At 70.1% G+C, this 21,765-nt stretch carries 26 protein-coding genes; 12 read left to right on the forward strand and 14 right to left on the reverse strand.

The genetic code is table 11. From position 1 onward, the window contains the following. Positions 1-34: 34 nt before the first annotated feature. Complete coding sequence (locus OO70_RS22505) at positions 35-1,000, reverse strand: zinc-binding dehydrogenase (RefSeq protein WP_043674358.1); 966 nt, start codon at positions 998-1,000, stop codon at positions 35-37. Positions 1,001-1,366: 366 nt separating this feature from the next. Beyond that, positions 1,367-2,590: an NAD(P)-dependent malic enzyme gene (locus OO70_RS22510; protein WP_043674361.1), complete on the reverse strand. Its 1,224-nt coding sequence runs from the start codon at positions 2,588-2,590 to the stop codon at positions 1,367-1,369. Between the two features lie 500 nt (positions 2,591-3,090). Between OO70_RS22510 and OO70_RS22515 the strand changes: the two genes are divergently transcribed. The 3 genes from OO70_RS22515 to OO70_RS22525 are packed head-to-tail and all read left to right on the forward strand — an operon-like array spanning position 3,091 to position 5,822. Next, a complete protein-coding gene (locus OO70_RS22515) occupies positions 3,091-4,047 on the forward strand; it encodes an ABC transporter substrate-binding protein (RefSeq protein ID WP_043674364.1) in 957 nt (318 codons plus the stop codon). 33 nt (positions 4,048-4,080) lie between these two features. Next, positions 4,081-5,019, forward strand: a complete 939-nt coding sequence (locus OO70_RS22520) for an amino acid ABC transporter permease (protein ID WP_043674368.1) — start codon at positions 4,081-4,083, stop codon at positions 5,017-5,019. Further along, a complete protein-coding gene (locus OO70_RS22525) occupies positions 5,016-5,822 on the forward strand; it encodes an amino acid ABC transporter ATP-binding protein (protein WP_324604869.1) in 807 nt (268 codons plus the stop codon). The genes OO70_RS22520 and OO70_RS22525 overlap by 4 nt, the downstream gene beginning before the upstream one ends. A 79-nt stretch (positions 5,823-5,901) precedes the next feature. Here OO70_RS22525 and OO70_RS22530 read toward each other — a convergent pair whose 3' ends face one another. From OO70_RS22530 to OO70_RS22540, 3 genes are all read right to left on the reverse strand, one after another. Beyond that, complete coding sequence (locus OO70_RS22530; RefSeq protein ID WP_043674369.1) at positions 5,902-6,693, reverse strand: hypothetical protein; 792 nt, start codon at positions 6,691-6,693, stop codon at positions 5,902-5,904. Further along, on the reverse strand, positions 6,690-7,184 hold the full coding sequence (locus OO70_RS22535) for a SigE family RNA polymerase sigma factor (RefSeq protein WP_043674902.1): 495 nt from the start codon (positions 7,182-7,184) through the stop codon (positions 6,690-6,692). Before OO70_RS22535 ends, OO70_RS22530 begins: the two co-directional genes overlap by 4 nt. Before the next feature lie 127 nt (positions 7,185-7,311). Next, entirely contained in the window at positions 7,312-8,070 is a 759-nt protein-coding gene (locus OO70_RS22540; protein WP_043674373.1) for a class I SAM-dependent methyltransferase, read from the reverse strand. Positions 8,071-8,184: 114 nt separating this feature from the next. On the opposite strand from OO70_RS22540, the gene OO70_RS22545 reads away from it, so the two are divergent. Next, positions 8,185-8,814 carry a CGNR zinc finger domain-containing protein gene (locus tag OO70_RS22545; RefSeq protein WP_043674375.1) on the forward strand — a complete coding sequence of 210 codons (630 nt, stop codon included), beginning with the start codon at positions 8,185-8,187 and terminating at the stop codon, positions 8,812-8,814. On the opposite strand, the gene sodX is transcribed toward OO70_RS22545, so the two are convergent. After that, entirely contained in the window at positions 8,718-9,152 is a 435-nt protein-coding gene (gene sodX / locus OO70_RS22550) for a nickel-type superoxide dismutase maturation protease (RefSeq protein ID WP_043674905.1), read from the reverse strand. The genes OO70_RS22545 and sodX overlap by 97 nt on opposite strands. A gap of 145 nt (positions 9,153-9,297) precedes the next feature. Between sodX and sodN the strand changes: the two genes are divergently transcribed. The 4 genes from sodN (at position 9,298) to OO70_RS22570 (ending at position 11,469) form a co-directional block, all read left to right on the forward strand. Beyond that, positions 9,298-9,693, forward strand: coding sequence for a superoxide dismutase, Ni (gene sodN, locus OO70_RS22555; RefSeq protein ID WP_019058247.1), 396 nt, complete (start codon positions 9,298-9,300; stop codon positions 9,691-9,693). Between the two features lie 142 nt (positions 9,694-9,835). Further along, positions 9,836-10,246, forward strand: coding sequence for a helix-turn-helix transcriptional regulator (locus tag OO70_RS22560; protein ID WP_019072194.1), 411 nt, complete (start codon positions 9,836-9,838; stop codon positions 10,244-10,246). A 10-nt stretch (positions 10,247-10,256) separates the two neighbouring features. After that, positions 10,257-10,673, forward strand: coding sequence for a VOC family protein (locus tag OO70_RS22565; RefSeq protein WP_043674377.1), 417 nt, complete (start codon positions 10,257-10,259; stop codon positions 10,671-10,673). 43 nt (positions 10,674-10,716) lie between these two features. Then, complete coding sequence (locus tag OO70_RS22570; protein WP_043674379.1) at positions 10,717-11,469, forward strand: VOC family protein; 753 nt, start codon at positions 10,717-10,719, stop codon at positions 11,467-11,469. A 4-nt stretch (positions 11,470-11,473) separates the two neighbouring features. On the opposite strand, the gene OO70_RS56115 is transcribed toward OO70_RS22570, so the two are convergent. From OO70_RS56115 to OO70_RS22605, 7 genes are all read right to left on the reverse strand, one after another. Beyond that, positions 11,474-11,827, reverse strand: a complete 354-nt coding sequence (locus OO70_RS56115; RefSeq protein WP_051741504.1) for a DUF952 domain-containing protein — start codon at positions 11,825-11,827, stop codon at positions 11,474-11,476. A 9-nt stretch (positions 11,828-11,836) separates the two neighbouring features. Beyond that, entirely contained in the window at positions 11,837-13,054 is a 1,218-nt protein-coding gene (locus OO70_RS22580; RefSeq protein WP_043674381.1) for an RNA polymerase sigma factor, read from the reverse strand. 5 nt (positions 13,055-13,059) lie between these two features. Next, positions 13,060-13,473 (reverse strand): YciI family protein, encoded by a 414-nt coding sequence (locus OO70_RS22585; RefSeq protein WP_043674384.1) that lies wholly within the window; start codon positions 13,471-13,473, stop codon positions 13,060-13,062. Between the two features lie 85 nt (positions 13,474-13,558). Next, positions 13,559-13,744 (reverse strand): hypothetical protein, encoded by a 186-nt coding sequence (locus OO70_RS22590; RefSeq protein ID WP_043674386.1) that lies wholly within the window; start codon positions 13,742-13,744, stop codon positions 13,559-13,561. 4 nt (positions 13,745-13,748) lie between these two features. Continuing rightward, positions 13,749-14,354 (reverse strand): GNAT family N-acetyltransferase, encoded by a 606-nt coding sequence (locus tag OO70_RS22595; protein WP_043674388.1) that lies wholly within the window; start codon positions 14,352-14,354, stop codon positions 13,749-13,751. Between the two features lie 292 nt (positions 14,355-14,646). Beyond that, positions 14,647-15,756 (reverse strand): family 2 encapsulin nanocompartment cargo protein polyprenyl transferase, encoded by a 1,110-nt coding sequence (locus OO70_RS22600; RefSeq protein ID WP_043674390.1) that lies wholly within the window; start codon positions 15,754-15,756, stop codon positions 14,647-14,649. A 113-nt stretch (positions 15,757-15,869) separates the two neighbouring features. Continuing rightward, positions 15,870-17,276 (reverse strand): family 2B encapsulin nanocompartment shell protein, encoded by a 1,407-nt coding sequence (locus OO70_RS22605; RefSeq protein ID WP_043674393.1) that lies wholly within the window; start codon positions 17,274-17,276, stop codon positions 15,870-15,872. 298 nt (positions 17,277-17,574) lie between these two features. Here OO70_RS22605 and OO70_RS22610 point away from each other — a divergent pair, with 298 nt between their 5' ends. Next, positions 17,575-18,165: an N-acetylmuramoyl-L-alanine amidase gene (locus OO70_RS22610; protein ID WP_043674395.1), complete on the forward strand. Its 591-nt coding sequence runs from the start codon at positions 17,575-17,577 to the stop codon at positions 18,163-18,165. Between the two features lie 38 nt (positions 18,166-18,203). Beyond that, the gene (locus OO70_RS22615; protein ID WP_043674398.1) at positions 18,204-19,127 is read left to right on the forward strand and encodes a 1-aminocyclopropane-1-carboxylate deaminase/D-cysteine desulfhydrase; all 924 of its coding nucleotides are present in this window, start codon (positions 18,204-18,206) and stop codon (positions 19,125-19,127) included. 26 nt (positions 19,128-19,153) lie between these two features. Here OO70_RS22615 and OO70_RS22620 read toward each other — a convergent pair whose 3' ends face one another. Next, positions 19,154-20,749: a Na+/H+ antiporter gene (locus OO70_RS22620; protein ID WP_043674400.1), complete on the reverse strand. Its 1,596-nt coding sequence runs from the start codon at positions 20,747-20,749 to the stop codon at positions 19,154-19,156. Positions 20,750-20,811: 62 nt separating this feature from the next. Here OO70_RS22620 and OO70_RS22625 point away from each other — a divergent pair, with 62 nt between their 5' ends. Together OO70_RS22625 and OO70_RS22630 are read left to right on the forward strand one after the other, a co-directional pair. Beyond that, positions 20,812-21,072: a UBP-type zinc finger domain-containing protein gene (locus OO70_RS22625; RefSeq protein WP_043674403.1), complete on the forward strand. Its 261-nt coding sequence runs from the start codon at positions 20,812-20,814 to the stop codon at positions 21,070-21,072. Between the two features lie 266 nt (positions 21,073-21,338). After that, the gene (locus OO70_RS22630; RefSeq protein ID WP_020130755.1) at positions 21,339-21,752 is read left to right on the forward strand and encodes an ATP-binding protein; all 414 of its coding nucleotides are present in this window, start codon (positions 21,339-21,341) and stop codon (positions 21,750-21,752) included. Positions 21,753-21,765 lie beyond the last annotated feature (13 nt).

Genomic DNA, 21,765 nt, shown 5'->3' on the forward strand with positions numbered 1-21,765 from the left:
GCCGCAGAGTCGTAGAAAAAAGCGGGAGGAAGCGCTAGCCGTTCGTGAGCACGATCTTGCCGAACTGGCCGCCGGAGTCGAGGCGTTCGAAGCCCTCGCGGGCCCGGTCCAGCGGGAGGACCTCGTCGATGACCGGCCGCACACCCGTCGCGGCGCAGAAGGCGAGCAGGTCCTCCAGCTCGTCCTTGGTGCCCATGGTCGAGCCGACGACCTTGAGTTCGAGGAAGAAGATGCGGGTCAGTTCGGCGTGCGAGGGGCGGTCGCCGCTCGTGGCACCGGAGATGACGAGCGTGCCACCCGGCTTCAGGGACTTGACCGAGTGGGACCAGGTGGCCGCGCCGACGGTCTCGATGACGGCGTCCACGCGCTGCGGCAGCCGCGCCCCCGGCTCCACCGCCTCCAGGGCGCCCAGCTCCAGCGCCCTCTTCCGCTTGGCCTCGTCCCGGCTGGTCGCGAGGACCCGCAGCCCGGCCGCCTTGGCGAGCACGATCGCGGCCGTGGCGACACCGCCGCCCGCGCCCTGCACGAGCACCGAATCACCGGGCCGTACACCGGAGTTGGTGAAGAGCATGCGATACGCCGTCAGCCAGGCCGTGGGCAGGCAGGCGGCCTCCGCGAAGGACAGTTCCTTCGGCTTCGGCAGCACGTTCCACGTCGGTACGGCGACCTGCTCGGCGAAGGTGCCCTGGTAGTGCTCGGTGAGGATGGAACGAGGTTCCCTGGGGCCGACGCCGTGACCGGTCTGGCCGATGACGGAGTGCAGGACGACCTCGTTGCCGTCCGCGTCGACGCCGGCCGCGTCGCAGCCGAGGATCATCGGCAGCTTGTCCTCCGCGAGGCCGACGCCGCGCAGGGACCACAGGTCATGGTGGTTGAGGGAGGCGGCCCTGACGTCGATGGTGCTCCAGCCCGGCCGGGCCTCGGGGGCGGGACGCTCCCCCAACTCGAGGCCGGAGAGCGGCTGGTCGCGGTCGATTCGGGCGGCGTAGACGGCGAACATGACCTTGACGATAGGCTCCGCCGGTTGACCAGGGAACTACCTCGCGCTGTGACACATGCCCTCTTGCGCGAGGGGGGCGGGGTGTTTGCGTGACCGTCTTCTGGGGGCTGCGCCCCCGGTGCCCGTAGGTACCTGCGGGCCGGAGCCCGTGGGTATCTGCGGCCACCGACCAGCCCGGCCACCCACAGGCAAGGTCCACCTGTAGGCGGACCGAACGGGTGGGCGGGTGGGAAAAAATGGGCCCACGGCCTGAGCCCGCCGACGGACCCGAGCCACCCACGGGCTACGCCCACCCCTCAAGTCACCCGAACGGGTGGGCGGGTGGGCAAAAAAATGGCCCCGCCCGAACGGACGGGGCCATCGGAGCTACCGCCGGGCAACACCCTCCGCCCGCGCCGCCGCGGCCACAGCGGCCGTGACCGCAGGCGCGACCCGCTCATCGAACGGCGACGGAATCACATAGTCCGCCGCGAGATCGTCCCCCACGACACCGGCCAACGCCTCCGCCGCCGCGATCTTCATCCCCTCGGTGATTCGAGAGGCCCGCACCTGAAGCGCGCCCGCGAAGATCCCCGGGAACGCCAGCACGTTGTTGATCTGGTTCGGGAAGTCGGACCGCCCCGTCGCGACGACCGCCGCGTACTTGTGTGCCACATCGGGGTGCACCTCGGGATGCGGGTTGGCCATCGCGAAGACGAACGCACCCTCCGCCATGGAAGCCACCGCGGGCTCCGGCACCGTACCGCCGGAGACGCCGATGAAGACGTCCGCGCCTTCCAGCGCCGCCTCCAGCGTCCCGGAGAGCCCGGCCTTGTTGGTGAGCTCGGCCAGTTCCCGCTTCACCGGGGTGAGGTCGTCCCGGTCGCGCGAGACGACGCCCTTGCGGTCGGCGACGGCGACATCCCCGAGCCCCGCCTCCAGCAGGAACTTGGCGATGGCCACCCCGGCCGCACCAGCACCCGAGATGACCGCACGCAGGTCACCGAGCTCCCGCCCGGTCAGCTTCGCCGCGTTCCGCAGGGCCGCCAGCGTCACGATCGCCGTACCGTGCTGGTCGTCGTGGAAGACCGGGATGTCGAGCCGCTCCTGGAGCCTGCGCTCGATCTCGAAGCAGCGCGGCGCCGAGATGTCCTCCAGGTTGATGCCCCCGAAGGAGGGCGCGAGGCGCTCCACGGTCTCGATGATCTCGTCGACGCCGGTGCAGGCCAGCGCGATCGGCACCGCGTCCACGCCGCCGAACTGCTTGAACAGGATCGCCTTGCCCTCCATGACGGGGAGGGAGGCCTCGGGACCGATGTCGCCGAGTCCGAGCACGGCCGTACCGTCCGTCACGACCGCGACCACGGACGACTTCCATGTGTAGTCGTGGACGAGTTCCGGCTGCTCCGCGATCGCGGTGCACACGCGCGCGACGCCGGGTGTGTACGCCAGGGACAGGTCGTCCTTGTCGCGGATCGGCACGGTGGCCTGCACGGCCATCTTGCCGCCGCGGTGCAGCGCGAACGCCGGATCGAAGGAATCGAGGGGCTCGGCCCCGCCGTCCTGATCCGTACTGCTGTCGCTGCGAGGATTGACGATCTCCGCTGCCACTTTGTCTTACCCCTTAGGTCTTCATTGATTTGAGGGTGGCCACTCCCTGGTGAGGGGTGGGCGGGCACCGCGCAGGGCCCAGAGAGTTGATGCGTACGAGCACCTGCGCGACGGGCGCGCCGCACACGCGCCCTGAGCCCCGGATGAGGGGTGTAAAGAACCTTCTTACCGGACGGACGGCACCGAGGACGAGTCCAATAGGCGCAAGGTCACATCTCGTCGGCCGAGGGCGGAACGATGATCGATCACATCGTGAGACATGGCGAAGATCTTCCGGCCGGAACGAGTGATTCCAGCAGATGGTCCGTGATCAGGCCGTCCTGATGTACCGACCTGATGCGATTCGGGGGTCACCCGTTATCCGATTTTGACATGGCTGGTCCCCTGAATGGTTCAGTCCGAATGGCAAGATGCCCTAATCACACGAGGTCGCGACACCCGAAGGTGTGTGTTCTCGTCGACCCGTCGGCACCGCCATCCATCCGCCGGAGGAAACCACCATGACCGCAAGCTTCACCCGTCGTACGACCGCCGCGCACACCCGGCTCACAGCGGTCGGTGCGATCGCGGTCGCCGGCGCCCTGCTGCTCACCGGTTGCGGTGACCAGACCAAGAAGGACAAGGACTCCAGCAGCGCGTCCACCAGCTCGGCGCCGCTGGCCTCCAAGCTGCCCGCGTCGATCCGTAGCGCGGGCGTCGTCAAGGTCGGCTCGGACATCGCGTACGCGCCGGTCGAGTTCAAGGACAACTCCGGCAACGTCGTCGGCCTCGACCCCGACCTCGCGGCCGCGATGGGCAAGCAGCTCGGCGTGAAGTTCGAGTTCGAGAACGGCACGTTCGACGGCCTGCTCACCGGTCTGCGCTCCAACCGCTACGACATCGCCATGTCCGCGATGACGGACAACAAGAACCGCCAGGACGGCGTCGACCCCGACACCGGCAAGAAGGTCGGCGAGGGCGTCGACTTCGTCGACTACCTGACCGCCGGTGTCTCGATCTACACGCGCAAGGGCCAGACCGAGAACATCGCCTCGTGGGCCGACCTGTGCGGCAAGAAGCTCGCCGTCGAGCGCGGCACGGTCTCCGAGGACCTCGCCAAGTCCGAGACGAAGAAGTGCACCGGCGGCAAGAAGATCACCATCGAGGCCTTCGACGACGACCAGCAGTCCCAGACCCGCCTGCGCTCCGGTGGCGCCGACGCGGCCTCCTCCGACTTCCCGGTCGCCGCCTACGCGGTGAAGACCTCCGGCGGCGGCAAGGACTTCGAGCTGGTCGGCGACCAGGTCGAGGCGGCGCCGTACGGCATCGCGGTCGCCAAGAGCGACACCCAGCTGCGGGACGCGCTGCAGGCCGCGATGGACGCCGTGATCAAGAGCGGTGAGTACGAGAAGATCCTGACGAAGTGGGGCGCCGAGGACGGCGCGGTCAAGTCGTCGGTCATCAACGGCGGCAAGTGACCGCGGATCCGCTGTCGCTGAGAGGCAACATCCGTGACTTCTGACATCGACAAGACGGCGGGGCCGGTGGACACGCCCCCGGCCGGCCCGGGGACCATCAAGGCCATCCCGGTCCGCCACTACGGGCGCTACGTCTCCGCCGTCATCGCGATCGGCATCCTGGTCGCGATCGTCTACGCGTTCGGCCAGGGCAAGATCAACTGGCATGCCGTACCGGACTACTTCTTCGACCACCGGATCCTGACCGGTGTCTACAAGACCCTCCTCCTGACGGTCCTGTCGATGGTGATCGGCATCGTCGGCGGCATCGGCCTGGCGGTCATGCGGCTGTCGAAGAACCCGGTGACCTCGTCGATCGCCTGGTTCTACATCTGGTTCTTCCGCGGCACCCCGGTCCTGGTCCAGCTGTTCCTCTGGTTCAACCTGGGCCTGGTCTTCGAGTACATCAACCTCGGTCCGATCTACAAGAACTACTGGTCGGACTTCATGACGCCGTTGCTGACGGCGCTGCTCGGCCTCGGCCTCAACGAGGCCGCGTACATGGCGGAGATCTGCCGTGCCGGCCTGCTCGCGGTCGACGAGGGCCAGACCGAGGCGTCGCACGCGCTGGGCATGAGCCACGCCAAGACGCTGCGCCGGATCGTGATCCCGCAGGCGATGCGGGTGATCGTGCCGCCCACGGGCAACGAAGTGATCAACATGCTGAAGACGACCTCGCTCGTGGCGGCCGTCCAGTATCCGGAACTCTTCCGCTACGCCCAGGACATCGGCCAGAACTCCGGTGCCCCGGTGGAGATGTACTTCCTCGCCGCCGCCTGGTACCTGATCATGACGTCCGTCCTGAGCGTCGGGCAGTACTACGTCGAGCGGTACTACGCCCGCGGTTCCAGCCGTGCGCTGCCGCCGACCCCGCTCCAGAAGATCCGGGCGAACGTGCTGTCCATCGGCCGTCCGAAGGGAGCAGCGGCATGACCGACAAGCTCACCAAGACCGAGTCCACCACGACCGACCCGTCGGTCCCGATGGTCAAGTCCGAGGGCGTCCACAAGTCGTTCGGCCCGGTCGAGGTCCTCAAGGGCATCGACCTGGAGGTGAAGTCCGGCGAGGTGTTCTGCCTCATCGGCCCCTCCGGCTCCGGCAAGTCGACCTTCCTGCGGTGCATCAACCACCTCGAGAAGATCAACGCCGGCCGGCTCTACGTCGACGGCGAACTGGTCGGCTACCGCCAACAGGGCGACAAGCTCTACGAGTTGCGCGACCGCGAAGTGGCCGTGAAGCGCCGGGACATCGGCATGGTCTTCCAGCGCTTCAACCTGTTCCCGCACATGACGGCCGCCGAGAACATCGTCGAGGCGCCGGTGCAGGTCAGGGGCGTCAACAAGGGGCAGGCCAGGGAGCGTGCGATGCAGCTCCTGGAGCGGGTGGGACTGGCCGACAAGGCCCAGAGCTACCCCTCCCAGCTCTCCGGCGGCCAGCAGCAACGGGTCGCGATCGCCCGGGCGTTGGCGATGGACCCGAAGCTGATGCTGTTCGACGAGCCGACGTCGGCCCTGGACCCGGAGCTGGTCGGTGACGTCCTCGACGTCATGCGCGACCTCGCCGAGTCCGGCATGACGATGATCGTGGTCACCCACGAGATGGGCTTCGCCCGCGAGGTCGGCGACAGCCTCGTCTTCATGGACGGCGGCGTGGTGGTCGAATCCGGCCACCCGCGTGACGTCCTGACGAACCCTCAGCACGAGCGGACCCAGGGGTTCCTCTCCAAGGTGCTCTAACGGTACGAGAGTTGAAGGGGCGGTACGAGATCCTCGTACCGCCCCTTCCGCTTTCCCTATCGGTACCCTCCGCTTTCCCCTATCGCTGACTCTTCATCAACAGGTCGGGATTCAGGGCCAGTTCGCGCAGCTGGCTCCTGGTCAGCGGCGGGGACGCGAGCAGCGGGCCCAGGGAGTTCCGGCCCGTGAAGCCGGCGGTGTCGTCGACCTCGAGGGTGCCGCCCTTCTTCAGATAGCGCGTGACCATGAGGTACTCGCCCCACTTCTGGCGTGTGTCCTGCATGACGGCGAGGTGGGTCCAGTTCTTGCGGAACTCCAGGACGTCGCCGTTCGCCAGCCGCTCGTAGCTGCACGTCCCCGAGTCCTCCTTGGTCGGCATGTCACAGGGGTGGCTCCAGCCGGCGACCGGCTTCGGGCTGGTGAAGTTGAGGACCCTGATGAACCCGACACCGCCGTCCCTGGTGACCGCGTAGCTGCCGTAGTACGAGCCGACCGGGCCGGACATCGGGAACTCCGTCTCCTTCCACAGCACGTAGTCCATGCTCACCTCACGGATCTCCCCGACACCGGCGGGCAGCAGCTTCGCGAAGGCGGCCGCTTTCGCGGTGCGCGCGCCGGGGGGCTGGGTCACCTGCGGCTTCCCGTCCTTCGTGCCCCCGTCGCCGCCCGACAGCAGCCCGGGTCCGACCACCACGCTCCCCGCGACCACGGCCGTGACGACGCCCGCCAGCACCCCCCTCCGGCGCGACCGCACCCGCGCGGCCCGCGCGAACAACGCCTCCGTACCGCCCCCCGACGGAACCTGGACCCCTTCCAGGGCCCGCCCCAGCAACTCCCTCACCTCGGGCGGCTCGACCTCGTTGAGACTCATACGTGTTCCCCTCCCTCGCGCACCACGGCCCTCATCGCCGCGAGCCCCCTCGCCGCATGGCTCTTGACGGTGCTCTCCCGCATGTCGAGCAGCTCCGCCGTGGCGGCCACGCTGAGGTCCTCCCAGTAGCGCAGCACCAGCACGGCCCGCTGTTTGGGCGTGAGTCCCGCGAGCGCCGCCCGCACCATCAGCCCGGTGTCGTTGTCCGCCAACTCCCCGGGAACGTCCGGCACTTCGCCGTAGGCCTGCTCGCGCCGCCAGAACCGTCGCCGTCCCGCGATGAAGGTGTTGACCAGCGTCTTGCGCGCGTACGCCTCGAGGTTGTCCAGCCGCCCGTGCCGGCGCGCGCCGAGGACCACCTTCACCAGCGCCGTCTGAACGAGGTCCTCCGCCTCGTCCCGGTTCCCGCACAGCAGATACGCGCTGCGGAACAGCGCCGTACGTCTGCCCTCGACAAAGGCGTGCAACGCCGTGTCCGCGCCTCTCCGCACCACTCCCCCTCCCCGGCCCGCCACCCCCGACGTGCCGCCTCACTCCTATCAGTGCGGCGGGCCGGCCCTCAGGACGCAGCAGAGGCGGTACGGATTTCCCGTACCGCCTCTTTCCGCGTGTGCGGGGCTACTTCAGTGCGAGCAGCAACGTGTCGGAGGGCGAGCACCACACCGCCCGCGCCTCCCCGAACCCCTTCTCGCGCAGCACGCGCGCGTGCTGCGCGGGGGAGGGCATGTCGCCGTCGGCGTGATCGCCGTAGATCTCGAAGCGCTCGGCCGTGGGCGCGGCGAGAACCGGGTCCTGGGCGGCGAGTTGCCACCAGTCGGCCCAGTCGAGGGCGCCGCTCTTCATGGCCTGATCCATACGGGCGTGGCGCTGGGTGCGCTCGATCGCGTTGATCCGTGGCGTGGTGTCGTCGATCATGTGGTCGGCGTTCATGAAGACGCCGCCGTAGCGGACGAGGCCGGCGAGTGTGCCGTAGAGGGCCGCGAGGGGTTCGCTGCGCAACCAGTGCAGGGCCGTGGCGGTGAGGACGGCGTCGTACGAGTCGTACGGCAGCCTCGTCGCCCACTCGGGGTCCTTGAGGTCGGCGGTGACGAAGGAGACCCTCTCGTCGCCCTCGAAGGTGCCGCGGGCGATGGCGAGGAGGGCGGGGTCGAGGTCGACACCGGTACTGGTGGCGTTCGGGAAGCGGTCCAGGAGCCGCGCCGTGATGCTGCCGGTGCCGCAGGCCAGGTCAAGGATGCGCGGCTCGGGCCCGACGCAGGCCTCGACCATGTCGAGCATGATCCGGAAGCGGTCCTCCCGGTCGGGCATGTACCACTCCTGCTGCCGGTCCCAGCTCTCCTGCCAGGCCTGCCAGTCGGTTCCGACACCGGTCGTCATGAGGACCCCCTGTCCACGCGCTGTGGCAATGCCACTGTCGTAATACCCTGGAAGCACGATCAGCTGTTACCCGACCGCACCCACGACCATAGAGCGCCTCCGTAAGGACTACAAGTGGAACTGGCCTATTACTCGGACTACGCCGTACGCCTCGTCAACACCGAGGAACCGGCGCGGGGCAAGGACGCCCTGACCTCGGTCGAGGCCGTGCGGGACCTGTTCGGCACGAACAAGGAGGCGGCCCGTCGCGCCACCGACGCCGACGTCACGCGGTTCCGTTCGGTCCGGGGGCGGCTGCGGGCGGTCTTCGAGTCGGCGGACGGCGGCGACGAGACGCTCGCGGTGAACCTGCTGAACTCGCTCCTGCTGGAGTTCCCGGTGAGCCCGCAGATCTCCGGGCACAACTTCCGGGACGAGGACGGCCGCCCGCTCTGGCACATGCACCTCGCGGACCACCCGTCGAACGCGACCGCCGGCTACGCGGCGATCGCGGCGATGGGCCTGGCCTTCCATCTCACCGAGTACGGCGTCGACCGCCTGGGCCTGTGCGAGGCCGCGCCGTGCCGCAACGCCTACCTGGACACCTCGACGAACCGCTCCCGGCGCTACTGCTCGGACCGCTGCGCGACCCGCGCCAACGTGGCCGCCTACCGGGCCCGGAAGCGCCTGGAGGCCGACCGGTCGGGGAAGACGGGCCTGGCGGCCGAGAGCGCCCAGCGGACGAGCGCGAACGGCGAGCGCTGACCGGCCTTCGGCGGCCGGTACCGAAAACGCACCTTGCCCAGCACCAGATCCTCGGGCACGGCGCCGTAATCGGTGCTGTCCCCGCCGGCGAACGCGTTGTCCCCGAGCACCCACCACCCCCCGTCCCGCCGCTCGGCGGCCCGCTTGACCACCAGCAGGTCCTGCTGGAACGGATGCCGCAGCACGACGATGTCCCCGGGCCTGATCCGCGCCCCGTACTGCACCACGAGCAGATCCCCGTGCAGCAGCGTCGGCACCATCGACGGCCCGGTCACCTCCGCCGTCCCGAAGGGCAGTACGGCCCTCCCCCGCTCGGTCTCCTGCGACAGCTCCGGCATCCCCGGCACCTCCCCGGTCCTATCCTCCACCAGTCTGAGTCCGACCCTGGACTTTTGTCCTAAGCCCATGGGGGCACTCGCGAAATCAGCTTCTCCAGGGAGTAATGTCCCACCTGAGAAGACGATCACGAGGAAGGAACGCTCCATGCTTTCCCGCCTGTTTGCCCCCAAGGTGAAGGTCAGCGCGCACTGCGACCTGCCCTGCGGTGTGTACGACCCGGCCCAGGCCCGCATCGAGGCGGAGTCGGTGAAGGCCGTGCAGGACAAGATGGCCGCCAACGACGACCCGCACTTCCAGGCGCGCGCCATCGTCATCAAGGAGCAGCGCGCCGAGCTCGCGAAGCACCACGTCTCGGTGCTCTGGAGCGACTACTTCAAGCCCCCGCACTTCGAGAAGTACCCGGAGCTGCACCAGCTGGTCAACGACACCCTGAAGGCCCTCTCGGCCGCCAAGGCGTCCACCGACCCGGCGACGGGCCAGAAGGCGCTCGACTACATCGCCCAGATCGACAAGATCTTCTGGGAGACCAAGAAGGCCTGACATCCAGTCGGCCCATCCCGACCGGCGATCGGTGCACCATCGCAGGTCAGCGGAGATGAGGAAGGGGCCCCGCCGGTTCGCCGGCAGGGCCCCTTCGCCGTTCCCGACCGCCGAAAGCAGCCCCCATGCCATCCTGGACCCCGTGAACCGCGAAGACCTCGTACGGCTGCGCCAGGCCCGCGACCGGATGAACCGCGAGTACGCCGAGCCGCTCGACATGGCCTCGATCGCGCGGACCGCGCTGATGTCGCCGGGGCACTTCCAGCGGAGCTTCCGCGCCGCGTACGGGGAGACGCCGTACAGCTATCTCATGACCCGGCGGATCGAGCGCGCCAAGGCGCTGCTGCGGCGCGGCGACCTGAGCGTGACCGAGGTGTGCATGGCCGTCGGCTGTACCTCGCTCGGTTCCTTCAGCTCCCGCTTCACCGAGCTGGTCGGCGAGACCCCGAGCGCCTACCGCGCCCGCTCCCACGAGGCAGGCGCGGTGATCCCGTCCTGCGTGGCCCGCACCTTTACCCGGCCGAACCGGGCGGGACCGCCGCTCCGCCCCTAGCCTGTCCTGCATGGACCTGAAACTCCGCCAGTGCTTCATCGCCGTCGACGACCACGACAAGGCGCTCGCCTTCTACTGCGACGTCCTGGAGCTGGAAATCCGTAACGACGTCGGTTTCGAGGGCATGCGGTGGGTGACCGTGGGGTCGCCGTTGCAGCCGGACGTGGAGATCGTCCTGGAGCCGCCGGCCGCGAACCCGGACGCCTCCCCCGCCGACAAGCAGGCCATGGCCGAACTGCTCGCCAAGGGCACCCTGCGCGGGGTCAACTTCACCACCGCCGACTGCGACGCCCTCTACGCCCGCGTCCAGGAGTCCGGCGCCGAGGTGGTCCAGGAGCCGACGGACCAGCCGTACGGTGTCCGCGACTGCGCGTTCCGCGATCCGGCCGGGAACATGCTGCGGTTCATGGAGCGGAGCGGGGACTGAAATCCGCGTGGGCCGGTCGCGTCCTCCGGCTTACGATCACGCCATGAGCACCCCCGCCGGCATCCGCTGGACCTACGCCTTCGTCGACCGCCCGCTCGGTGTCCTCGACCCCGCCCGCACGTTCTGGACGGCCGTCACGGACACCCGGCTGTCCGAACCGCGTGGTGGGGAAGGGGAGTTCGTCACCCTGCTGCCGGAGGGAGCGGATCCCTGTGTGAAGGTCCAGGGTGTCGGGTCCGGCCCGGGCGGGGCTCATCTCGACTTCTCCGTCGAGGACGTGCCGGCGTTCGTGGCGTCCGCGCTGGCGCTCGGCGCGGAGACCGTCGCCGAGCACGACGGCTGGACCGTACTCCGGTCCCCCGCCGGGCAGTTGTTCTGCGCCGTCCCCTGGCACGGCGAGTCCGTACGACCGCCCGTCGTGGCCGGCACCCGCCTCGACCAGGTGTCCCTCGACATCGGACCCGCCTCCTACGACGGCGAAGTCGCCTTCTGGGGCGCCCTGTTGCCCGACTGGACCGCACTGTCGGGCGCGCTCCCCGAGTTCCATGTGGTGAAGCCCCCGGCCGGCCTGCCGATCCGCATCCTGCTCCAACGCCTCGACGAGGAACGCCCCGCCTCCGCCCATCTCGACCTGGCCTGCGCGGACATCCCCGCGACCACGACCCGGCACGAGCGGCTCGGCGCGACCGTCGTCTCCCACGGCAGGCACTGGACGGTGATGCGTGACCCGGCGGGCGGCACCTACTGCCTGACGGGACGCGACCCGGAGACCGGCGGGCTGCCCAGCCGCTCCTAGCGACTCACCCCGCCCACACCTCCACCCCCACGACCGCCTCGACCGGAATCGGCCCGTACACATGCGGGAACTCCTCCCCGCCCGGCTCCGGTGCCTCGTACTTCAGCGGTACGCCGAGTCGTCCCGGGTCCACGGCCAGGACCACCAGGTCGTCGGGGCCGTCGTAGGAGCCGTACAAGAAGGCTGCCACGCGCGGGAGTTGGGCGCGGGTCGAGCAGTGGATGAAGCCCTCCTCCTGGAGGGTGCGGCCACGGGTCGACCACTCGTAGGTGCCGCGTTCGCGGGCCGCGTCCCAGAGGGCGCGTTCGGTGATGTGGAGGATGGTGGCGGGGGCGGCGGTGGGTTCGGATTCCGGCATACGCCCACGCTACGGCCTCAGCCGCGCCGCCCGCGCCCGCAGGTAGCGCTGCTCGGGCAGGCTGAGGGTCTTGGCCGCCGCCGACTCGTAGGCGGCCCTGGCCGCGGTGAACTCGCCGGCCCGTTCCAGGAGGTGGCCGCGGACCGCGTCGGGGCGATGGCCCTCCCCCAACTCGTCCGCCAGGAGGTCCAGTTCAGCCAGGCCCGCGTGCGGACCATCGACCATGGCGACGGCGACAGCCCGGTTGAGGCGTTCGACGGGGCCGGGGACCAGGCGCACCAGCACCTCGTACAGGCCGAGGATCTCGTGCCAGTCCGTCGCCCGCGCCGACGGCGCCTCGTCGTGTACGGCGGCGATCGCCGCGCGCAACTGGTACGGCCCCGCGGGCCCCTGGGACAGCGCCCGGGTGACGAGGGCGACGCCCTCCTCGATGGCCGCCCCGTCCCAGCGGTCGCGGTCCTGTTCGTCGAGGGGGACGAGTTCGCCGTGCGGACCGGTGCGGGCGGCCCGGCGGGCGTCGGTGAGCAGCATCAACGCGAGCAGTCCGGCCACCTCGCCGACCTCCGGGAGCAGCAGGTGCACGGCACGGGTCAACCGGACGGCCTCGCCCGCGAGTTCGCGCCGCGTCAGACTCGGGCCGGACGTCGCCGTATAGCCCTCGTTGAAGATCAGGTACAGCGTGTGCAGGACCGCGGGCAGCCGTTCCGCCCAGTTGTCCGGCCGCGCGAAGCGCACACCCCGCACCTTCGCCTTCGCCCGGCTGATCCGCTGCGCCATCGTCGCCTCGGGGACGAGGTACGCCCGGGCGATCTCCGACGTCGTCAGTCCGCCGACCGCCCTCAGGGTGAGCGCGATCTGCGCGGTCGGGGTCAGCTCCGGATGGCAGCAGAGGAAGAGGAGGGAGAGGGTGTCGTCCTCGCGCGGCGGCTCGGCCGTGTACGGGTCCCGAGGCTCGAGTGCCACGGCCTTCTCCTCCCGCGCCCGCCGCGCCTCCTCGCTGCGCAGCGCGTCCGTCAGCCGCCGCGAGGCGACTCGAATCAGCCAGCCGCGCGGATTCTCCGGCACGCCGTGCTCCGGCCACTGCCGGGCCGCCGCGAGCAGCGCCTCCTGTACGGCGTCCTCGGCGGTGTCGAAATGGCCGTACCGGCGCACCAGCGCGCCGAGGACCTGCGGCGCGTGTCGGCGCAGCAGGTCCTCGATGCCTGTGGTCCCGGTGGTGTCGCGCATAGGGCTCAGATGTCCGCGGTGCCGTCCTGGATGGGGCGGATCACCACCGCGCGGTTGACGGCACCTTCGGGCAGGGGGCAGCGGGTGACACGGTCGGCGATCTCCGTGACGCGCTCCAGGCTCGCGCACTCCAGGACCCAGTAGCCGGCCATCAGCTCCTTGGTCTCGCTGTACGGCCCGTCGGTGATCACGGCCTTGCCGTCCGCGCCCAGCGCGACCAGCCGGGTCCTCGCCGGCTCGGTCAGCCCCTGCGCGTCGATCAACTCACCCGTCTCGGACAGGTCGTCGTTGATGGCGCCCATGTGGGCGAACATGGCCTGCATCTCCGCCTCGCTCCAGGCCGGGGACCCAGGGGTGGGCTTGCCCTGCATGCCGTCGTAGTCCGCCTGTGTGCCCTGCACCATGACCAGGTACTTCATGAGTCCGCTCCTTCGGCTCGCGCCACCCGTACCGGGTGGCTCTCACAGGAGACATCGGAGCCGGGTCGGGATTCTCGACACGGGTTCAGGATTCTTTCGGGCCGGAGTCGGCCCCGGGTTCGGCGCCCTCGCCGACGTACGCCTCGCACTCGGGATTCCGGCACGGGCCGGCCACCCACTTCGGTACCCATGCGCCCAGCGTCTTGTAGCGCTTGACGACGGTGGCCACCGGCTGTCCGCAGACGGGACAGGTGTGCTCTTCTCTGCCCATGCACTCAGCCTAGAACCGCGCGGGGCTCGCGCCACATCGGATACATCTGCGGACCGCCCGGCAGGTCGAGGGTGCGGTCGGTGAACGTGTAGCCGAGCCGCTCGTACAGCTTGGTGCTGCGCTCGCTGCTCGCCTCCAGGTACGCGGGCAGGCCCTCGCGGTCGCAGCGGTCCAGGACGTGCCGGATGAGCGCGGCGCCGAGCCCCTCGCCCTGCCGGTCCGGTCTTACGGCGATCATCCACAGGTACTCGTGGGCGCGGCCGGTGGGATGCCCCTCCTCCATGAGTCGGGCGATCGTCTCGACCCGCTCGTTGTCGGGGTCGACCGCTTCCCGCAGTTGTACGGCTTCGTCCTCGCCGCTCTCCGGGTGCGCCTCGGCCGGTACCGACAGCCACAGCGCGCACCCCGCGCCGTCCTCGGCGAGGTCGATGCGGCCGTCGGCGAACACCGCGTCGGCGAAGGCGGCCATCAGCTTGTGGTGGGTAGCGCGGCGGTAGTCGGCCCCGGGAAAGATCCAGCCGCTCACCGGATCGTCCTGGAACGCCTCGTCCAACAGCCGGACGACCAGCTCCCGGTCACCCTCGCCCGCCGCCCGTATCTCCACGCCCATGTCCTGCCCCCTAGCTCTCAACCACCGTTACCTGAACGGGTGTTGAGACTAGCGGGACTTACGGGCGAGTGAGCCGAAGGGGCGCGCCTGTGTCGAGAGCGCGAACGCGCGGAGGCCCGAAGGGTCGAGCACGATCGCGCTCTCGACACAGGCTTTGGCGCCCCGGAGGCGAACCGAGCCTTAAAAAAAGGGCGAGCCCCGCGCACCGTGGGGATGCGCGGGACCCGTCGGTCCGGAGCCCCGGTGGCCGTGCGGAGTCAGGGCCGCACCGCTCCCGAGGGCTCCGGAGTCATCAACTGCTGCGCCGGGTCACGAACTCGGCCAGCGCGAGCAGTCCGCCCGCGTCCTGCGGGTCCGGAATCGCCCGGGCCAGCTCCTGCACGGCCCGCGCCATCCGGTCGGCCGCCTGGGCCTGCGCCCAGTCCCGGCCGCCCGCCCGCTCGACGGCGAGCGCGGTGCGCTCCAACTCCCCTTCCTCGTACGGCGTTCCGTACAACTCCGCGAGTTCTACGGCCGCCGGTGTGCCCGAGGTGAGCGCGGCCACCACGGGCAGGGACTTCTTGCGGACGGCGAGGTCGGCGCCGGCCGGTTTGCCGGTGCGGCGGGGGTCGCCCCATATGCCGATGACGTCGTCGATCAGCTGGAAGGCGAGCCCGGCCTGGCGGCCGAACGCGTCCAGCGCCTCGACGTCCTCGGCACTCGCCCCCGCGTACAGCGCGCCGATCGCACAGGCGCAGCCGAGCAGTGCGCCGGTCTTGGCCTCGGCCATGGTGAGCACCTCGTCGAGGGTGACCTCGCCGGGGTCGCGTTTCTCCATGGCGGTGTCCGCGTGCTGGCCCTCGCACAGTTCGACGACGCAGTCCGCGAGCCGGGCCGCGGCGGCCGAGGACGCCGGGTGCGGATCCTCGGCGAGCAGCCGCAGCGCCAGTGCCTGGAGCGCGTCGCCGGCGAGGATCGCGTCGGGGTCGCCGAACACGGTCCAGGCCGTGGGGCGGTGTCTGCGGGTGGGGTCCCGGTCCATCACGTCGTCGTGCAGCAACGTGAAGTTGTGGACCAGCTCCACCGCCGCCGCGGCCCGCACCGCGCCCGCCCGCGCCGGCTCGCCGCCGAGCGCGGTGGCCGCGGTGAGGACGAGGGCGGGGCGGATCGCCTTGCCCGCGTTGCCCGCCGCCGGTGTGCCGTCCGCGTGCTCCCATCCGAAGTGGTAGAGCGCGATCCGGCGCATCGAGCCGGGCAGCGAGTCGATCGCCGAGCGCAGCTCGGGGTCTACGGTCGTCCGGGCCCCCTCCAGGATCACCGCCGCCTCGTGCCCGTCGGGCGACGGTGTCGGCGGTGCCGGTGTCCCGTCGAGCGGCCGCGTCCCGTCGGCGTGCTGTTTCGTCTCCGTCCCGAACTCGGCCATGGGGTCCCCCTCGGAGAATCCGCGGACGGTGGCGTTTCCACTGCGGCTGAGCACATGTGACCGGGGTGTACCCGCCCTGACGGGCGGGGACACCGCGTCCAGCTGCTGAAACGTCACCTCCAGCGGCCGATCTCGACGTTCTCCAGGACGCCGAGGGCGTCCGGCACGAGGACCGCCGCCGAGTAGTAGGCCGTCACCAGGTATTTGATGATCGCCTGTTCGTTGATGCCCATGAAGCGCACCGACAGGCTCGGCTCGATCTCGTCCGGGATGCCGGCCTGCTGGAGGCCGATGACGCCCTGGTCGGCCTCGCCGGTACGCATGGCGATGATCGAGGTGGTCCGCCGGTCGCTGACCGGGATCTTGTTGCACGGATAGATCGGCACCCCGCGCCAGGTCGGGATGCGGTTGCCGCCGACGTCGATGGACTCCGGGACCAGTCCGCGCTTGTTGAGCTCGCGGCCGAACGCGGAGATCGCGCGCGGGTGGGCGAGGAGCATCCTGGTGCCGCGCCGCCTGCTGAGCAGCTCGTCCAGGTCGTCCGGGCTGGGGACGCCGTCGTGGGGCTGGAGCCGCTGGTCGTACTCGCAGTTGTTGAGCAGGCCGAACTCGCGGTTGTTGATCAGCTCGTGCTCCTGGCGTTCCTTCAACGCCTCGACGGTGAGCCGGAGTTGCTGCTCGGTCTGGTTCATCGGCTGGTTGTAGAGATCGGCCACGCGCGAGTGGATGCGCAGGACGGTCTGGGCGACGCTCAGTTCGTACTCGCGCGGCCGGGCGTCGTAGTCGACGAACGTGTGCGGGATGTCCGGCTCGCCGGAGTGGCCCGCGGCGAGGTCGATGGCCTTCTCGCCGTACTTGTTGGTGCGCTGCTCGGGGATCGCGCGCAGCTGTGTGAGGTGTTCGCGCAGGGTGTCGGAGCGCTCCGCGACCTGCTCGACGTCTCCGCGGGCCAGCACGAGCACCGTGCAGGCGGTGTCCGCGCGGGCCGTGTACTCCCAGATGGCCGCCGGGTCGAGCAGTCCCTGGTCGCCGAAGTAGGCGCCGTCGGCGAGGACTCCGAGAACCGTGTCGTCGCCGTACGGGCCCGTGCCGACCTTCTCCACCCTGCCGTGCGCCAGCAGGTACACCTCGTCGGCCTGGCTGCCGAACGACGCGATCGCCTCCCCCGGGGCGAACTCGCGCTGGCGGCAGCGGACGGCCAGCTCCGCGAGCACCTCCTCGTCCTCGTAGTCCCGCAGCGCGGGCAGTTCGCCCAGCTCCGCCGGGATGACCTCGACGCGGTCGCCGGTCTTCACGAATGTCACCCGGCCGTCGCCGACCGAGTAGCTCAGCCGTCGGTTCACCCGGTATGTGCCACCCTGCACGTTCACCCACGGCAGTGTGCGCAGCAGCCAGCGCGAGCTGATCTCCTGCATCTGCGGTGCGGACTTCGTGGTCGTGGCCAGGTTCCGCGCAGCCGCCGTGCCAAGGCTCTGCTGCGGCTTGTTCTGCTCCGCGCGGACCTCTTCGCCTACCGACATAGAGAAATGCCCTCCCCATTCATGCCGGGCACCTGTGCGCCCGGCATCGTTCTCGCGCACCAGCCTTCCTCACGGAGCGTGCCGATGGTATTACCCGAAAGAGCGGGAATGGATCTTCAACTGCTGGGCACGGGGCCTGTTTACGTCGAATGTTGTTCGAGTGGCCGCCGGGGCCGGCGTTGTCCGGATCGGCTCGCACGCCGTACGAACAAGTCGCCTGTACCGCGCTTTTTCGGTACAAGCAGCGATACGAGACGGCCTTGAACGGCGGCCGTCGCACAGCACGAAGGAGGCGTTCATGGCCTCACCCATGTCCGCGGGCGGTTTCCTGGCCGGCCTGCGAGCGGAGGGCGTCACGGTCGTCGAGGTCGGCGACTGGGAGCACCACAACCGCAACCACAAGGGCCCGTGGGGCCCCGTCCACGGCGTGATGATCCACCACACGGTCACCAAGGGCAGCGCGTACACGGTGGACCTGTGCCGCGAGGGCCGCCCCGACCTGCCCGGTCCGCTGTGCCACGGCGTCATCACCAAGGACGGCACCCTCCACCTGGTCGGCTACGGCCGCGCCAACCACGCGGGCCTCGGCGACGACGACGTCCTGCGCGCAGTGATCGCCGAGAAGGCGCTGCCGCACGACAACGAGGCCGACACCGACGGCAACCGGCACTTCTACGGCTTCGAGTGCGAGAACCTCGGCGACGGCGAGGACCCCTGGCCCGAGGCCCAGTTGGAGGCGATCGAGAAGGTCTGCGCGGCGCTCTGCCGCCACCACGGCTGGTCGGAGCGGTCGGTGATCGGGCACCTGGAGTGGCAGCCCGGAAAGGTGGACCCGCGCGGCTTCACGATGGCCTGGCTGCGCGAGCGGGTCCGCGACCGGCTGAAGTAGCTCCCCGGGACAAAGGTGACCTGGGTGACAATGGCGCCGTGACCAGCCCCGACCTCGCCGCCCTACGGCCCCGGCTCCCCTCGCCGGTGGAGGAGATCGCGGACGAGCGCTTCGGCCGGCACGGCATCCGGCTGCTGCTCAAGCGGGACGACCTCATCCACCCTGACCTGATCGGCAACAAGTGGCGCAAGCTCGCGCCCAACCTCACAGCGGCGGCCGGACGTACGGTCGTCACGTTCGGCGGCGCCTACTCCAACCACCTGCGCGCCACCGCCGCCGCGGGCCGCCTCCTGGGCCTGCGCACGGTCGGCGTGGTCCGCGGCCAGGAGCTGGCGGACCGCCCGCTCAACCCGTCCCTCGCCCGGTGCGCGGCCGACGGGATGCGCCTCCACTTCGTCGACAGATCGACGTACCGGCGCAAGACCGAGCCGGAGACGCTGGCTTCACTCCTGCGCGCGGTGGACGCGGAGGACGCGTACGTCGTCCCCGAGGGCGGCAGCAACTCCCTTGCCGTACGCGGCTGCCGGGCCCTGGGTGAGGAACTACGCGCGCGTGCCGACGCCGATGCCGATGCCCATGTCGATGTTGTCGCCCTGGCCTGCGGGACCGGCGGCACGCTGGCCGGGCTGGCCGCCGGACTCGCCCCCGACCAGCGCACCTTGGGGATACCGGTCCTCAAGGGCGGCTTCCTGACCGCCGACATAGAGGGCCTGCAACAGCGCGCCTGGGGCGGCCGACGGGGCGACTGGTCGCTCGACGACCGGTTCCATTTCGGGGGCTACGCGCGCGTGCCGGCCGAACTCGACGCCTTCGCGGAGGACTTCGAGGACCGGCACGGGCTGCCCGTCGAGCGTCTCTATGTCGCCAAGTTGCTGTACGGACTTGTTGCCCTCGCCGAAGCGGGGGCCTTCCCGCGCGGGAGCACGGTCGCCGCGATCGTCACCGGGCGCCCGTTTTCGTGAACGGCCGCCCGGCGTCGTAGAAAACGCTAGGCCGCCTCCCGATAGGCCGCCGCCTCCTCCAGGTCCAGCCTGCGCAGCAGGGTGCGGAGCATCTCGTCGTCGATGTAGCGGCCGTCGCGCAGGCGCACGAACATCGAGCGCTCGGCGCTGATCATCTCGCGGGACAGACGGCGGTAGGTGTCGTCGACGGTCTCGCCGGTGACGGGGTTGGTGGCGCCCAGGCGCTCCCAGACGGCGTTGCGGCGGCGCTCCAGGACCTCGCGGAGGCGGTCGGCGAGCGGAGGGGGCAGGGCGTTGCGTTCGTCCTCCAGGAGGGCCTCCAGGCGCTTTTCGGCGACTCTGGACGCCTGCGCCTGGGCGTTGGCCTCGGCGAGCGTCTCGGCCTGCTGGTCGCGCCCGGGAAATTTCAGCAGCCTGATGATCGGGGGCAGGCTCAGGCCCTGCACCACCAGGGTCCCGATGACCGTCGTGAAGGTCAGGAACAGGATGATGTTGCGCTGCGGGAAGGGGCCGCCGCCGTGCACGGTGAGCGGGATCGAGAAGGCGATGGCCAGCGAGACCACGCCTCTCATGCCGGCCCACGCGGTGGTCATCGCCCCCTTCCAGGTGGGGCTGTCCTCGCGCTCCCTGATGCGCGCCGACAGCAGCCGGGGCAGGAAGGCCGCCGGGTACACCCACACGAACCGGGTCGCGACGACGACCAGGAAGAGGGCGATCGCGTACCAGGCGGCGTCCAGGCCCCGGTACTCGCCAAGTCCCTTGAGAACCACCGGCAGTTGCAGCCCGATCAGCGCGAACACCGCCGACTCCAGCACGAAGGCGACCATCTTCCACACCGCCTCCTCCTGGAGACGGGTCGCGAAATCGACCTCCCACGCGCGGTGCCCCAGATAGAGCGCCACGACCACGACGGCGAGCACTCCGGAGGCGTGCACCTGCTCGGCGACCGCGTAGGCGACGAACGGGATCAACAGGGAGAGCGTGTTCTGCAGCAGCGCCTCCTTGAGGTGCGTGCGCAGCCAGTGGATCGGCACCATCATGATCAGCCCGACGCCGACACCGCCGACGGCCGCGAGCAGGAACTCCCCGATGCCGCCGGCCCAGGTGGCACCCTCGCCGACCGCTGCCGCGAGGGCCACCTTGTAGGCGGTGATCGCGGTCGCGTCGTTCAGCAGGGACTCGCCCTGGAGGATCGTCGTGATCCGTGAGGGCAGTCCGACCCGGCGGGCCACCGCCGTCGCGGCGACCGCGTCCGGCGGCGCCACCACCGCGCCCAGCACCAGTGCCGCGGTCAGCGGCAGCCCCGGCACGATCACGTACGCGGCCCAGCCGACGACGAAGGTCGCGAAGAGCACGTAGCCGACCGACAGCAGTGCCACGGGCCGTACTTGGGCCCGCAGATCGAGGTACGAGCTGTCGGTGGCCGACGTGTACAGCAGCGGGGGCAGCAGCAGCGGCAGTACGACGTCCGGGTCGAGGGTGTAGTCGGGCACCCCCGGGACGTACGAAACGACCAGCCCGACCGCGACCAGCAGCAGCGGTGCCGGCACCGGGGTGCGCCGGGCCCCGGCGGCCACCGCGGCGCTTCCCGCCACCAGCATCAGCAGTGGCATCACGTCCATCGTCCTCGCCCGCCCTCGTTTTTCCGCGCGGCCAACCGCACACCCGTCGTAATCTGGCAATCATGAAACAGTGCACGCACGCCGACGCGCTGCCGCTCCCGGAGCCGGGGCCCCAGAGCGAGACCTGTCTTGAGTGTCTGGCGGCCGGCACCCACCCGGTGCAGTTGCGACTGTGTCTCTTCTGCGGCCATGTCGCCTGCTGCGACTCCTCGCCCTCCCGCCACGCCACAGCACATCACAAGGACTCCGGGCATCCGGTGATGCGGACGTTCGAGCCCGGGGAGAGCTGGCGCTGGTGCTTCGTCGACCACGTACTCCTGTGACCCCGTAATCCGACCGCCGGTTTCGACGGTTCGACCGTCTGACGTCTGGGTACGTCAACCCGGCGCGCGCTCTTCCCAATTGGGCCCGCAGGACCCCTAGCCACGGAGCGTATCCGTAGGTTTACTATGAGTGACAGCATGGGGTTGGGGTCCCGGGGACAGGAAAGTTCAGAGCGCGGTAGCGTCACCGCTGAACCAAGTATCGCGTTACCCCGGGGGGCGACCCCTGGGCCCCCGAAAGAGCTTGTACCACCTTGGAGGTGAGGGTGTCCCAGATCGCAGGCGAGCCCGCGACCCAGGACTTCGTGGAAGTCCGGCTGCCGGCTGCGGGTGCCTACCTGTCGGTGCTGCGTACGGCCACGGCCGGCCTCGCGGCCCGTTTGGACTTCACCCTCGACGAGATCGAGGACCTCCGCATCGCGGTGGACGAGGCCTGCGCGATCCTGCTCCAGCAGGCCGTGCCGGGCTCGGTGCTCAGCTGTGTCTTCCGCCTCGTGGACGACTCGCTCGAAGTCACCGTCTCCGCCCCGACGACGGACGGTCACGCCCCCTCGCGCGACACCTTCGCCTGGACCGTGCTCTCGGCCCTCGCGGGCAAGGTCTCATCGGCGGTCGACGAGGACAAGACCGTGACGATCAGCCTCTACAAACAGCGCGGCGCGGGACCCGGGCCGGCGTGAGGAACGGGGACGG

This window comes from Streptomyces xylophagus, assembly GCF_000716435.1.
Classification (GTDB): Bacteria; Actinomycetota; Actinomycetes; order Streptomycetales; family Streptomycetaceae; genus Streptomyces; species Streptomyces xylophagus.

Coding starts and splice junctions, on each gene's coding strand:
- OO70_RS22505 (WP_043674358.1), bottom strand. CDS start 1,000: ATGTTCGCCGTCTACGCCGCCCGAATCGACCGCGACCAGCCGCTCTCC.
- OO70_RS22515 (WP_043674364.1), top strand. CDS start 3,091: ATGACCGCAAGCTTCACCCGTCGTACGACCGCCGCGCACACCCGGCTC.
- OO70_RS22525 (WP_324604869.1), top strand. CDS start 5,016: ATGACCGACAAGCTCACCAAGACCGAGTCCACCACGACCGACCCGTCG.
- OO70_RS22530 (WP_043674369.1), bottom strand. CDS start 6,693: ATGAGTCTCAACGAGGTCGAGCCGCCCGAGGTGAGGGAGTTGCTGGGG.
- OO70_RS22540 (WP_043674373.1), bottom strand. CDS start 8,070: ATGACGACCGGTGTCGGAACCGACTGGCAGGCCTGGCAGGAGAGCTGG.
- sodX (WP_043674905.1), bottom strand. CDS start 9,152: ATGCCGGAGCTGTCGCAGGAGACCGAGCGGGGGAGGGCCGTACTGCCC.
- sodN (WP_019058247.1), top strand. CDS start 9,298: ATGCTTTCCCGCCTGTTTGCCCCCAAGGTGAAGGTCAGCGCGCACTGC.
- OO70_RS22565 (WP_043674377.1), top strand. CDS start 10,257: ATGGACCTGAAACTCCGCCAGTGCTTCATCGCCGTCGACGACCACGAC.
- OO70_RS22570 (WP_043674379.1), top strand. CDS start 10,717: ATGAGCACCCCCGCCGGCATCCGCTGGACCTACGCCTTCGTCGACCGC.
- OO70_RS56115 (WP_051741504.1), bottom strand. CDS start 11,827: ATGCCGGAATCCGAACCCACCGCCGCCCCCGCCACCATCCTCCACATC.
- OO70_RS22580 (WP_043674381.1), bottom strand. CDS start 13,054: ATGCGCGACACCACCGGGACCACAGGCATCGAGGACCTGCTGCGCCGA.
- OO70_RS22585 (WP_043674384.1), bottom strand. CDS start 13,473: ATGAAGTACCTGGTCATGGTGCAGGGCACACAGGCGGACTACGACGGC.
- OO70_RS22590 (WP_043674386.1), bottom strand. CDS start 13,744: ATGGGCAGAGAAGAGCACACCTGTCCCGTCTGCGGACAGCCGGTGGCC.
- OO70_RS22595 (WP_043674388.1), bottom strand. CDS start 14,354: ATGGGCGTGGAGATACGGGCGGCGGGCGAGGGTGACCGGGAGCTGGTC.
- OO70_RS22600 (WP_043674390.1), bottom strand. CDS start 15,756: ATGGCCGAGTTCGGGACGGAGACGAAACAGCACGCCGACGGGACGCGG.
- OO70_RS22605 (WP_043674393.1), bottom strand. CDS start 17,276: ATGTCGGTAGGCGAAGAGGTCCGCGCGGAGCAGAACAAGCCGCAGCAG.
- OO70_RS22610 (WP_043674395.1), top strand. CDS start 17,575: ATGGCCTCACCCATGTCCGCGGGCGGTTTCCTGGCCGGCCTGCGAGCG.
- OO70_RS22620 (WP_043674400.1), bottom strand. CDS start 20,749: ATGGACGTGATGCCACTGCTGATGCTGGTGGCGGGAAGCGCCGCGGTG.
- OO70_RS22625 (WP_043674403.1), top strand. CDS start 20,812: ATGAAACAGTGCACGCACGCCGACGCGCTGCCGCTCCCGGAGCCGGGG.